The sequence below is a fragment of the Shewanella sp. KCT genome, assembly GCF_007636505.1.
GTDB lineage: Bacteria > Pseudomonadota > Gammaproteobacteria > Enterobacterales > Shewanellaceae > Shewanella > Shewanella halotolerans.
On sequence record NZ_LVDJ01000001.1, the window covers coordinates 391,602 to 404,630 of the forward strand.

The 13,029-nt window shown below is 50.3% G+C and carries 10 protein-coding genes and 2 tRNA genes; 8 read left to right on the forward strand and 4 right to left on the reverse strand.

What is annotated here, in order from left to right:
• Window positions 1-120: 120 nt before the first annotated feature.
• Complete coding sequence (locus AYI87_RS01755) at window positions 121-654, forward strand: cell division protein ZapC (RefSeq protein ID WP_144199061.1); 534 nt, start codon at window positions 121-123, stop codon at window positions 652-654.
• 917 nt (window positions 655-1,571) lie between these two features.
• Here the strand turns inward: AYI87_RS01755 and AYI87_RS01760 are convergent.
• A tRNA-Met gene (locus AYI87_RS01760) sits at window positions 1,572-1,648 on the reverse strand.
• Window positions 1,649-1,695: 47 nt separating this feature from the next.
• A tRNA-Met gene (locus AYI87_RS01765) sits at window positions 1,696-1,772 on the reverse strand.
• Between the two features lie 270 nt (window positions 1,773-2,042).
• Between AYI87_RS01765 and rlmKL the strand changes: the two genes are divergently transcribed.
• The 5 genes from rlmKL (at window position 2,043) to rmf (ending at window position 8,568) form a co-directional block, all read left to right on the forward strand.
• The gene (gene rlmKL, locus AYI87_RS01770) at window positions 2,043-4,178 is read left to right on the forward strand and encodes a bifunctional 23S rRNA (guanine(2069)-N(7))-methyltransferase RlmK/23S rRNA (guanine(2445)-N(2))-methyltransferase RlmL (RefSeq protein WP_144199063.1); all 2,136 of its coding nucleotides are present in this window, start codon (window positions 2,043-2,045) and stop codon (window positions 4,176-4,178) included.
• Window positions 4,171-4,407, forward strand: a complete 237-nt coding sequence (locus AYI87_RS01775) for a glutaredoxin family protein (RefSeq protein WP_144199065.1) — start codon at window positions 4,171-4,173, stop codon at window positions 4,405-4,407. The genes rlmKL and AYI87_RS01775 overlap by 8 nt, the downstream gene beginning before the upstream one ends.
• A gap of 1 nt (window position 4,408) precedes the next feature.
• Window positions 4,409-6,328 carry an ABC transporter ATP-binding protein gene (locus AYI87_RS01780; RefSeq protein ID WP_144199067.1) on the forward strand — a complete coding sequence of 640 codons (1,920 nt, stop codon included), beginning with the start codon at window positions 4,409-4,411 and terminating at the stop codon, window positions 6,326-6,328.
• Window positions 6,329-6,352: 24 nt separating this feature from the next.
• Window positions 6,353-8,206, forward strand: coding sequence for a DUF3466 family protein (locus AYI87_RS01785; RefSeq protein ID WP_144199069.1), 1,854 nt, complete (start codon window positions 6,353-6,355; stop codon window positions 8,204-8,206).
• Window positions 8,207-8,391: 185 nt separating this feature from the next.
• Window positions 8,392-8,568, forward strand: coding sequence for a ribosome modulation factor (gene rmf / locus AYI87_RS01790; RefSeq protein ID WP_011865614.1), 177 nt, complete (start codon window positions 8,392-8,394; stop codon window positions 8,566-8,568).
• Between the two features lie 58 nt (window positions 8,569-8,626).
• Here the strand turns inward: rmf and fabA are convergent, their stop codons facing one another.
• Window positions 8,627-9,142, reverse strand: a complete 516-nt coding sequence (fabA, locus tag AYI87_RS01795) for a bifunctional 3-hydroxydecanoyl-ACP dehydratase/trans-2-decenoyl-ACP isomerase (protein WP_144199071.1) — start codon at window positions 9,140-9,142, stop codon at window positions 8,627-8,629.
• Between the two features lie 67 nt (window positions 9,143-9,209).
• A complete protein-coding gene (locus AYI87_RS01800) occupies window positions 9,210-10,919 on the reverse strand; it encodes a S16 family serine protease (RefSeq protein ID WP_144199073.1) in 1,710 nt (569 codons plus the stop codon).
• A gap of 544 nt (window positions 10,920-11,463) precedes the next feature.
• On the opposite strand from AYI87_RS01800, the gene AYI87_RS01805 reads away from it, so the two are divergent.
• Both AYI87_RS01805 and prpB read left to right on the forward strand, forming a co-directional pair.
• Complete coding sequence (locus tag AYI87_RS01805; protein ID WP_011865617.1) at window positions 11,464-12,132, forward strand: GntR family transcriptional regulator; 669 nt, start codon at window positions 11,464-11,466, stop codon at window positions 12,130-12,132.
• Between the two features lie 12 nt (window positions 12,133-12,144).
• Window positions 12,145-13,023: a methylisocitrate lyase gene (gene prpB / locus AYI87_RS01810; RefSeq protein ID WP_144199075.1), complete on the forward strand. Its 879-nt coding sequence runs from the start codon at window positions 12,145-12,147 to the stop codon at window positions 13,021-13,023.
• Window positions 13,024-13,029 lie beyond the last annotated feature (6 nt).

Below are 13,029 nucleotides of genomic sequence, written 5' to 3' on the forward strand. Positions count from 1 at the left end.
TTGGATCGCGTTTGATCGCGATAACGTGTTGTAATCTATATCATATTTATAATATTTTTTTTGATATTGGATGAAATATCATCTATTATCGAGCTGTATTAAAGTATATAGGTACACGTTATGTTATTAATGCCACAAAGGGATTGGCAATGGATATATAACGATTCGTATGGGGTTTTAAGCGTTTCGTTAGGTTCGGATATGGAATTTCTGACTCCCTATAAAACGAAAGCACTTATTCCTGACGCCTTGGCCACCACGGAATTTAATGTCGAGCACGCCAAATTCTATATAGAGTTTATTGAGCGTATTGGTAAGTCATTAAATATAGCCGACGCGGTGAAGGTACAGCTGGCGCTTAACGCCACGGCGGCCCATTTTCTATTAAAACCTCAGATGCCTAAGTCGTGGTTTTTTGAGGCATCTGCCGTCTGTGTATACAGTGAGCTGGGCAAGGTGTTTCAGTTGAAATGCCAAGGCGAGGTGGTGCAAGTACTAGTGGTCGAGTCTAACATTCAGGCATCCCTGGTTATGTTGTTATCGCCTGAATTGCACCTGAGCGACAGTAAGGCGATGCGCCAATTCGATTGCATTAAGGTGATGAACGATAGATTGCATCCGCTAAAGGCCAATCGTCAGATAGCCGCGGCTTAATAACGCTAAAAGCGAGAATAGATTCATTGAATGGGGAGCGACTGCTCCCCATTTTTATGTCCGCTGTTTGATCTATTTATTTTATTGCGATGACCGAATCTAAATCATTTCTTCGATCTATGATGTTTTTTCATCTCTTTTTCTTTATTTTCCCCGTCTTTGATTAAGCTGCTATGTGCTCATCAAATAGGCACTCTTGATTTTATTCATCTGCACAAAACAATGGAGAGAATGAATACTCGCTAAGCAATAATGCTTTTCTGTCTGTTTTTTGATCACACCTTTAGATTAGAGCATTGGGTAGAGGTCTAAAAGAGAGTCATATTAAAGCTTGTGAATATTAGGGGGATAATTACAACTGCAGCGTGTTTATTGACTTGGATTTTGATAAAGGTTTCTTTAAAGCGTGGTGAAGTAGGTCAGAGGTCTTTGTTGATTACTGAATGCTGATCACCGATTACTGATTGTATAGAGAGTTCAATCTGACGAGTAGCCAAACTGCTTTTTTGCATTGATTAAGTTAGGAAAGAGGGGAATTGTTTACGTAAGAATTTGGATACGGGAGCCGGATTGGAACTGGGCGGCATGCTGTCGACGACCTTGGAAGCTAATATCGCGAGTTGAGCCAGGCGAGCTACGCTTGAGTATGTATAAAAGGGTTTAAATCTGAAATTGGTTGCGGGAGCCGGATTTAAACCGTGGACCTTCGCTGCTTGTATAGAGAGTTGAGCCCGACGAGCCGTTTTTCTCTTGGTTAGGGAGCTAATGATAATGGAGAGTTTTTACATAAGAAATTGGTTGCGGGAGCCGGATTTGAACCGTGGACCTTCGCTGCTTGTATAGAGAGTTGAGCCCGACGAGCCGTTTTTCTCTTGGTTAGGGAGCTAATGATAATGGAGAGTTTTTACATAAGAAATTGGTTGCGGGAGCCGGATTTGAACCGACGACCTTCGGGTTATGAGCCCGACGAGCTACCAAACTGCTCCATCCCGCGTCCGTAAGAAACGCTGTAGTTGTTTTGATTCTTGCTACGAAAGAAATTGGTTGCGGGAGCCGGATTTGAACCGACGACCTTCGGGTTATGAGCCCGACGAGCTACCAAGCTGCTCCATCCCGCGTCCGGATGTTTACTCTAACCCCTGTTGCGCCAACAGCTCAGTTGCTGTGTAGTACTCAGTGCGTCAAAGCGGGGCGAACTATATCGACATGGCGGAGCCAATGCAAGTAACGATTACAATTTTCGCATCAAGCGTTTATTAATCCGACAATGTGCTGGCTTATCGATCAAGCCGGGAAATTTTAAACCTTCATTTGGCAGAACTTTTTATCATTTAATCTGAGGACAAGGTATAATGACGGATTGATTTTTGAAGTGTGTCTATCTATCCATGTTGAATTTTTTTGCCGCAGCCCCAAGAGGCTATGAGTACGCCCTGTCGTTGGAACTGGCAGAGCTTGGCGCCGCCGAGATAAAGGAAAGCGTTGCCGGCGTCTATTTCTCTGCTCCCCTTAATCTGGCTTACCGTATAACCCTATGGTCGCGACTCGCCAGCCGTATCATTCTGGTGATCTACAAGGGGCCCTGTGAGAATCCCGAGCAGCTCTATAATGCGGCCTACTGCATCGATTGGCAGACCCATTTCTCCAATAAGAGCAGCTTCAGCATAGATTTTCATGGTGTGGGTGGCTTTATTAAGAACTCACAGTTTGGCGCGCTTAAGATAAAAGATGCGGTCGTTGACCGTTTTCGTGACGATGGCTCTCCACGTCCCGATGTGGCCCGTGTCGATGCCGACTTTAAGATAGATGCTCATTATCGCCGTGGCCAAATTACCCTGGGGATTAATTTCTCGGGGCCTGCGTTGCATCAGCGCGGTTATCGCTCCACCACGGGGGAGGCACCGCTAAAAGAAAATCTAGCGGCAAACATGCTGGTGCGTAGCGGCTGGCAACAGGCGCCTAAAGATCTGCTCGACCCTTTCTGCGGTAGTGGCACCATTTTAATTGAGGCAGCCATGATGGCCTGCGATATAGCCCCAGCGTTGCAGCGTCGTCGTTTCGGTTTCGAGCACTGGCTACGCCATCAAGAGGCCGACTGGCAGGAGCTGCTCGCTGAGGCCAAGACCCGCGCCTCTATTGGTACCAAGCGCTGTGAGATCAAGTTTTATGGCTCGGATATCGATTCGCGTCTGGTGGCGCTGGCAAAACGTAACGCGCAAAACGCTGGTGTAGCCGAGCTTATTGAGTTTTCGGTATCTAACGCCCTCAATGTGACGCCGCCGGTGGAGCAGGGCTATCTGATCACCAACCCGCCTTATGGTGAGCGTTTGGGCAATGTCACTTCTCTGTTGCAGCTCTACTATCAACTGGGTGATAAACTCAAGGCCGAATTTGGCGGCTGGCAGGTGGCTGTGCTCAACAGCGATATCGAACTCCTCTCGGCCCTTAAGCTGAAAGCCGACAAGCAGATGAAGATGTATAATGGCGCGCTCGAGTGTGCCTTTAACCTCTATACTCTGCATGCCAACAGCACCCGTCGTCTCGACCCTAGCCAGGTGTTGAGCCAGGGCGGTGAGGTGAGTGAGGTCGCCACGGCCTTTAGTAACCGTATCAAGAAAAATCATAAGCAGCTGAGCAAATGGGCTCAGCGTGAGGGGATAGACAGCTATCGCCTCTACGACGCCGATATTCCCGAGTACAATGTGGCGGTAGATATCTATCTGGATCATGTGGTGATCCAGGAGTATTCGGCGCCCAAGTCGATTCCCGAGGCGGTGACTAAGCGTCGTCTGACCGACGTCTTACTTGTACTGCCCCAAGCCATCGGCGTTAACCCCGATAAGATTATTCTAAAGACCCGTGAGCGTCAGAAGGGCACCAACCAATACCAGAAGCTGGATACCACAAAGCTCGAGCTGGTTACCACTGAGTACGGCGCCAAGTTTAAGCTTAACTTGAAGGACTACCTGGATACAGGTCTTTTCTTAGATCACAGACTGACCCGTAAGCTAGTGGGCGAGAAGTCGAAAGACAGAGACGTGCTTAACCTGTTTGCCTATACCGGCAGCGCCTCGGTGCACGCCGCCCTGGGCGGAGCCAAGTCGGTGACTACGGTCGATATGTCTAACACCTATCTCAACTGGGCGCAGGACAACTTCGAGCTGAATGGCCTTAAAGGCAAGCAGTATCAGTTTATTCAGGGCGATTGCCTGCAGTGGATAGATGATTGTGACCAACAGTATGACCTGATCTTCATCGATCCACCGACCTTTTCTAACTCCAAGCGCATGGAAGATTCTTTCGATGTGCAGCGCGACCACGTCAAGCTGTTGAGCGCACTGGTGAAGCTGCTGCGTCCGGGCGGGGAGATACTGTTCTCCAACAACAAGCGAAAATTTAAGATGGATAGCGAGGCGCTCAGCGCCCTTGGTTTATCGATCACTAACCTGGATAAGCAGACGCTGCCACTGGATTACAAGCGTAATCCGCATATTCATAATACCTGGTTGATTCAGCATGCCTAAGACCAGCGGCTATATTCTTTTTCATACCGATGCCTGCCACCTGTGTGAGCAGGCCCAGGCGCTTATCACGGCGCTGAATATCGATTTTGTCTTGCAGGATATCTGCGATGACGAGCAACTGGCGCAGCGCTATGGCGTGCGTATTCCAGTGCTGCTGCGTAGGGCCGATGACGCCGAGTTAGGCTGGCCTTTCGACAGCGAGCAGTTGCAACAATTTACAGGAGCATAAATTGAGTCTGGTTCGTATTAATAACGGCTCATTGGCCTATGGCTACACCCCCTTATTGCAAAACGCCGACTTTACCATAGAGCCGGGCGAGCGCGTCTGTATCGTGGGCCGTAACGGCGCCGGCAAATCGAGCCTGATGAAGGTGATTGGCGGTGAGGTGTTACTCGACGATGGCGAGTTTAACATTGCGACCGACGTTAAGGTTAGCAGACTGCAACAGGACCCACCTAAGGCTGAGCAGGGCACGGTTTACGCCTTTATCTCGGCAGGTTTACAGGAGGTGGGCGAGAAGCTCGAGCGTTACCATCAGCTGTCTCACGATGTTGCCCACGTTGACGCCCAGGAGATGGAGCGCCTGCTTAAGCAGATGGAACGTCTTCAATCGGATCTCGATCATCTCAACGGCTGGCAGCTTGATACCCGCATCAATCAGACCTGTGAACTACTGGGACTGGACGCCGATGCGAGCCTGGCTAGCCTGTCTGGCGGTTGGCAGCGCAAGGTGGCACTGGCGCGCGCACTGGTGAGCGAGCCGGATCTGCTGCTGCTTGACGAGCCGACCAACCACCTGGATATCGATACTATCGAATGGCTGGAAGAGTTTCTGCTTAACTATCGTGGCGCCATCGTCTTTATCAGTCACGACCGAGGCTTCATTCAGCGTATGGCGACCCGTATCGTGGATCTCGACCGCGGTGTGGTGACCTCCTGGCCCGGTGATTATCAGACCTACCTCGATGGCAAGGCAGAATGGCTCAGGGTAGAAGAGGAGAAGAACGCTCAGTTCGATAAGAAGCTGGCAGAAGAGGAAGCCTGGATCCGCCAAGGGATCAAGGCGCGCCGTACCCGTAACGAAGGCCGCGTGCGCGCGCTTAAAGCGCTGCGTATGGAGCGTATGGAACGTATCAATCGTCAGGGCGGCGCTAAGATGGCTGTGGCCGATACCGAGCGCTCGGGTAAGCTGGTATTTGATATCAAAGATCTCAACTACAACCTGCCAGATAAAAATCTGGTGAAGAATTTCACCACCTCTGTGATGCGCGGCGATCGTATCGCCCTCATCGGCCCTAACGGCTGTGGTAAGTCGACCCTGATCAAGCTGTTGATTGGTCAGCTTGCGCCTCAATCCGGCGAGGTGAAGGTGGGCACTAAGTTAGAAGTGGCCTATTTTGACCAATACCGTGAGGCGCTTGATCCGGAAAAAACCGTTGAAGACAACGTAGGTGAAGGCAAGAAGACGGTGACCATCAATGGTCAGGACAGGCATATCCTCAGCTACCTGCAGGACTTCCTGTTTTCACCCATGCGCGCCCGCACGCCGGTGAAGGCACTTTCCGGTGGGGAGAAGAATCGATTATTGCTGGCGCGTCTACTGCTAAGGCCGGCAAACCTGATCATTCTCGATGAACCGACAAACGATCTTGATATCGAGACCTTAGAGTTGCTAGAGTCGCTGTTGACCGATTATCAAGGCACCCTGTTATTGGTGAGTCACGATCGTGCCTTTATTGATAACACGGTTACCAGCTCTTGGTGGTTTACCGGTAACGGCGGCTGGAGCGAATATGTCGGCGGCTACCAAGATGCCGTGGCCCAGGGGGCAAAATTTTATTCTGAGGAACCAGTTGCCAAGGACGCTGTCCAACCCAAGGTTGCCGAACCGGTTAAGCGCGAAACCAAGGTGGCTACTAAAGCAGAGAAGAAACTTTCTTATAAATTACAGAGAGAACTCGATGCCTTGCCTGCCAAGATGGAGCAACTCGAAGTGGAGATCGAAAGCTTGCAGGCAGTTATTAATGAGTCCGATTTTTATACTCAAGCACAAGATCTGGTCAGCAGCCGATTAAATGAATTGGCTGAGCTGGAGCAGGAATTAGAAGTGTGTTTCGAACGTTGGGAAGAGCTAGAAGCCCTCAAATAGACGATAGAATAATAGGAAAAGTACATGAAGTTGAAGTTTGATAGAGCCATCTCTTTAGTCGCCGCCGGAGTGATCACCGCGCTGCAGACGGCTCATGCTGCACCTGTCTATGAGATCCAGAATATCGAAGACTATGATCTTAATGGTACCTTAGAGTCGACCATCAACGGCTACGGCATGTTCGTTAATCAGCAAGATAAGATGGTGGGGATCTCTAAGGGTAAGAAGAAGCTTGAGGTTGACGACGAGACTGGTGGCGCCATCGATATCGAAGATGGTATTCCGCCCGAGCAGCTTGTGACTTACTCAATAAATAAACCTATTATTGCCAACAATTTCACTTTTAACGCCGATGGCAATGGCGCCAGCGGCAGCTGGATCCCAACCTTCGATTCGGTTTTTGGCACTACCCATCCGAAAGATACCGATGAAGACCAGCCGGAGACCATTAACTCGATCAATGCCTACTACTATGGCATTAACAATAATGGGATCAAGGTAGGTGCCTATACCGCGCCAGAGCAGAAAACCGAGTTTACTGGCGAGCGCAACGACAATAACCAAGATCAGGAATATTGGTACTACCGTGAATTTGAGGAGCGTGGATTCCTTAAGACTGCCGAAGGGGCAGATATCGCCCTGGTACCACCCTATACCGTTTACAGCAAAGACGATACCGATGTGGTTGTAGGCGGGGTCTCTGTGGCGGCAGCCATCAATGACAATAACCTGATCACAGGTTATGCGACCACTGATCTGGCCAAGACGAGTCAAACCCGTGTCGATAACTGTATTACCGGTGAAGATTATCCTATCGATGTCTGCGTACAAAACGATCAATATCCAGACAGAAATAATGTGCGTCGTATTGTTTATCAGACACGCGCCTTTGTGTGGCTGTTCGATGGTACGGACGTGACACCGACAGAGTTGCCTTTAGGGCTTGAATCGACTTCTGATAGTGCCTTTACAGCTCAAGGCCTTGGTATCAACAGCGAGGGGCTAGTTGCTGGCCGCTCTCATGTTTATCGTAACAATAACAAGGATAAGCTGGCGTTCGATGCCGCCTATTGGAAGAAAGATGCCCAGGGTGATTATCAATATCACTGGGTGAAGATGACCAACGATCAGCTGTCATCTGTTGCCTATGACATCAACGACAATGGCATTCTGGTGGGCAGCTACCGCCGCTATATCGAAGGTTATCAGCGTGATAAGTTCTTCTATCTGGACACCAACGCTGAAGACCCAACCTTCGTGACGCCGAATGATTTCTATACCGTGATGTCTGATCGCAGTTCGCGTCCACGAGACATCAACAATAAAGATCAGGTCGTGGGTTTCGTCGAGGTTACCAGCGAGAAAGAGAAGCCACGTATGAAGGGCGCCTTCCTATATGATAAGGCGAGCGACGAGTTTAACGTTATCGACGATCTCCTGGTGTGTGAATCAAAGGGCTATGTTAAAGACGATGCCGGCAAGTGGACTCGTAACCAAGTTGAGGTAGTCGACGGTGATGGTAAGACCCTTTACTACGATAGTGAGATCCGCATCGTAGAAGCCAACAGCATTAACGATGATGGCACCATAGTAGGCACAGCCTTCATTCGTAAGCCTTCTTATCAATATGATGAGGAAGGCAATCTAATAATTGGTGAGAACGGTAAGCCACTGTTTTCACTCAATGCCAACGGCCAGCCGGTAACCGCTTATCTGCCACGTATGGTCGTGCTTAAGCCGACCACATCGGGCACGGCGTGTGAAGTGGAAGAGACAGATAACTCGGGTAACGGTAGTTATAAGCGTAAAGGCGCCGCCAGTTTTGCCTGGTTGTTGCTGCTGCCGCTGGTCTGGTTGAGACGTCGTGTTCAGGCCTAAGGATTGTTAGAACTTATCGAACTAAAAATCGGGGCTTATGCCCCGATTTTTTATTAATAAGGAACTCATGCGTTTAAAAGATAACCATCTCTAAAGGCGAATTTTTGATTGATCTCATGATAAAAAAGTTCTATTTCTATGGATGAGGCTTCGGCCTTTAGGATTTGAGAACAGAGGATGCTTGCATGAAAAGACAAAAAAGAGATCGTCTCGATAGAGCTTTTTCAAAGGGATTCCAGGCCGGGATAGGTGGCCGCTCGAAGGATAACTGTCCTTATTCTACTTTAGACTCTAAATCACACTGGCTTGGAGGGTGGCGCGAAGGCGTCGATGGCCGTCTCAGCGGCCTGTTCAACAAGTGATTTAGCTGTTTGCCCTCTGTTAAGAGGGCATTTTCGTAAATGAGCTATCGCAAATCGCTTAGAAGCTAGAGGTATCGGTAAAGATACCGACTTTTAAATCCGTCGCCGAATAGATCTCACGGCCGTCGACTTCCATTACCGCATCGGCAATACCCATCACCAGCTTTCTGTAGACCTTACGCTTGATGGTCAGCTTGTAGGTAACCTTCTTAGCATCGGGTAGTACCTGGCCGGTAAATTTCACTTCACCAACGCCCAGCGCGCGGCCCTTACCTTCGGCGCCTTCCCAGCCGAGGAAGAAACCGACCAGCTGCCACATGGCGTCTAGGCCCAGACAACCAGGCATCACGGGATCTGTCTCGAAGTGACAGCCGAAGAACCAGAGTGATGGATCGATATCCAGCTCAGCAACAATTTCACCCTTACCAAACTCACCGCCGTCATCGTTGATCTTAGTGATGCGGTCTATCATCAACATGTTGTCGATAGGCAGGCGAGGCGAGTTGGCGCCAAATAGGTTACCGTGCCCGCAGGCGACTAATTCTTCTTTACTGAAACTGTTTGCTTTATTCATTGTTAACTTCACTCTAGCAATTTGAGTCGCCAAGGTTAGCTAACACGTGTACGCCAAACAACTCCGATCAGCTAGAAAGTTTCAATTTATGGAGCAAGTTGGCAAAAAAGGATCGCTCTTCATCTGGATAGCCGGCGAGTCCCTCTAATCGCGCCTGTACCATGCCATACAGGCTTTCCTCGGGGAATTGACCATTATCGTCGCGGCTGCCGGCTGGCTTGTTCATCAAGATGGCTACCGCCTGATCCGTATGTTCGACCTGGTACAGGTGAAACTCTTTTGCCTTGACGGCGTTTATTACGGCTGGCGCCAGGTTGAGTTGCTGCACGTTAGAGGCTGGGATGATCACTCCCTGAGTGCCCGTGAGTCCTCTACGTTGACACAGGTCGAAGAAGCCTTCGATCTTCTCGTTAACGCCGCCAATGGCCTGTACCTGGCCAAACTGATCTATGGCGCCGGTGGCGGCGATACCTTGCTCTATTGGCTGCTCGGCAATGGCCGACATCAGGGCGCAATATTCTGCCAGTGAGGCGCTGTCACCATCGATCTCCTGGTACGACTGTTCGAATACTATGTTGGCATTAAGATGCAACGGCGCATCCTTACCGAAGATACGGTAGAGACAAGAAGTGAGGATCATCAGACCCTTGGCGTGTATGTTGCCGCCAAGTTCCGATTTACGTTCAATATCGGCCACCTCGCCGTCGCCATAGTGCACGGCGGCAGTGATCCGTGCTGGCTCACCATAGGTGTATTCGACGGCATCCAATACGGTTAGGCCGTTGATTTGGCCTATCATGGCACCTTGGGTCGGCAGGTTGATGAAGTTGTCATCAAAGCTCTGGGCTGACAGGCTCTGAGAGGCGTTGTGGCGCGTCTGGTGACGGGCGAGGGCTAGGGCTATATTCTCACCGTTAATTTGCTTGCTCTTGCTGTAGAGGCTGGCCTGTACCATGAGCTGACTGATCCCCAGCGTCTCCAGACTTAGGTGGCGCTGATGATCTGCCAGGCGGGCACTGTAATTAAACAAAGGCGCGAGCGCCGATTGTTCCAGCGTGAGCTGGTTGGCATCCGCCAGTTCGACTAAATAGTTGCCATAGTCGAGTTCGCTAAATTCATTGAGATCTATCTCATCCACCAACTCACCGAGCAGGGGGAACGCCGCGGGAAAGTTACGTTCTTCCAGATAACTGATGCTATATAAGGTGCTGCTGCCTACCAGGATAATCTTGCTGTGCAGGGGAATTGCCGGCCAGCCTGAGTGCAGTTGATATTCACCGCGATGGGCAGCCTCCATTACCAGTTCCCACAGGGCTTCACGCTTCCACAGCGACTCGGCGCAGATAAACAGGTAATCACAGTCGGCCATGGCGCCCGGATGATAGACATTAGGGTTATGGGCATCGAGATGGCCTATGAGATCCCTGCGTCTAATGGCGCCGCTCAGATAGCGATAGGGTTTACTCGCGCTGCATAGGCACTCATCACCCGCCTCGGTTTGCCATGCCAGGCTGGCGTCTGGCGCCAAACGGTTAAGATAGTGTGTCGCTCTGTGTCCCTGATAGTCGACCAGGGCTGAAATGAGGGCGAGCCTATCGATACCGCTCTGATCGGCCAGATACATATGCTGGCCGCAGGCCTTGGCTAACAGGTTGAAGGCGTCAAGTGTGCGTTCCTGGCCAAGGAGTCGACTGTGTAAGTTAGGCTTAAGTTGGTCGACTTGGGGTAAGTTAAATTGGGGCGATAAAGCGGCGGCGTCGATGGAATGTGCGATCATTTCTGGGGTGAATTATTGAAACATGGGCTGATGTTAGCACAGTTTGGCGACGGCTCGACTTACTTTCGCGTTAGTTTCGCGCGAGTTTCACTTTCGTATAACCAAATGCGGCTGTTTATCTGTCCGCATTCTTGTGGGTATAAGTGTGGGTGTAAGTGTGGCCGTATGCGCAGGCGAATGTGCAGGTTTGGCTTGGAATTCGACTCCCATAGAGGTTAATGATTTCCGCTTATAAAACATTTTGTCGACAATCAGGCTGTTTAAGTAGCATTTTTAGTTTTTCTTTAAACAGAGGCCTAAGTCACATCTTTTAGGCATTAAGAACGCGATTCACAACAGCGATTAGCCCTCTTTATTCAAATCGAATTGCCTGTTTAATGACCGCTTGCTCGTTGGGTTTTATCAGTCGATCAAATGCAAGGCGTTAAGACTTTAGTCGAAACAGACCTCTTTTTGTCGACAATTTTCCGGTTTTAGCTTGAGAAAGTCGATTGTGACGGCTATATTGTCGACAACTAATTGTTTGACGGCGATCACATTCACCATGACCCGATACAGCCAAACCCCCGTGACAACGGCAGATAAAACCTTTTATCAACTCAGGCAAGACATTGTCGAAGGGGTCATTGCTGCGGGTGCCAAGCTAAGTGAGACAGAATTGTCGACAACTTATGGTGTCAGCCGAGCAGTGATCCGCGAGGCGATCAATCGTCTCGAGTCTTGTCATATCGTCGAGCGTCGGGCTAACGTTGGCGCGAGGGTGGTGGCGCTCAGTGAAGAGGGGCTACTGGCCTTGTATGAGATCCGCGAATCCCTCGAGGGAATGGCCGCACGTCTGGCGGCGAAGAACATGAGCGATGAAGAGGTAGCGGAGCTCGAAGCCCTGCTGGTCAGCCATTTTCAAGACGTCAAACAGGGTGAATCCTATTACCAAGAGGCCGGCGATGTGGACTTTCATTACCGCATCATATTGGGCAGCAAGAATAAGCACCTTATCTCTATGTTGTTCGACGGCATCTATCATCTGGTGCGTATGTACCGTGTTCAGCTCGGCATGGCGGGGCCTAGAGTTACCACCGCCTATGACGAACACAGGCATATAGTGCAGGCCATTGCCAATCGCGATCAGGAGCTGGCCGAGATGCTGATGCGCAGACATATCACCTATTCAAGAAACAACATCAGAAACAAACTCTCATCAATTCAGTCATAAGAGGAAGCGAGCATGAGCGCAGGAAAGAAATTCCGTCAGGCCTTGGCCGACAACAAGCCATTGCAGATCGTCGGAACCATTAATGCTTACACGGCCATGATGGCCAAGCAGATCGGTCACAAGGCGATCTATCTCTCTGGTGGTGGGGTAGCCAACGCCTCTTATGGTCTGCCGGATCTGGGGATGACCTCGCTAAACGATGTGATCGTCGACGTGCAGCGCATCACCTCTGCCTGTGATCTGCCGCTGCTGGTTGACATAGACACAGGTTGGGGCGGGGCATTTAACATCGCCAAGACTATCAAAGATATGGAGAAGGCGGGCGCCGCGGCCGTGCACATGGAAGACCAGGTCGCTCAGAAGCGTTGTGGGCACCGTCCTAACAAGGAGATCGTCTCTGTTGAGGAGATGGTGGATCGTATCAAGGCGGCGGTCGATGCGCGCACGGATCCTGACTTCTTCATCATGGCCCGTACCGATGCCTTCGCCCAGGAAGGACTGGAAGCTGCCATCGAACGTGCCAAGGCCTATGTGGCTGCTGGTGCCGATGGCATTTTCGCCGAGGCAGTAAAGACAGAAGAGCATTACCGCGCTTTTGCCGAAGCCTTAGATGTGCCTATTCTGGCCAATATCACAGAATTTGGTCAGACGGAGCTGTGGAATCGCGAGCAATTAGGTCAGTGGGGCGCGGCCATGGTGCTCTATCCATTGAGCGCCTTCAGAGCCATGAATAAGGCGGCAGAGAATGTATATCAAACCATTCTGCGCGATGGCGACCAGAAGGCGGTACTCGATATTATGCAGACCCGCATGGAGCTCTATGACTATCTTGGTTATCACGCCTACGAGCAGAAGCTCGACAGCCTGTTTGCCGAAGGTAAGAACAAGTAATACAGC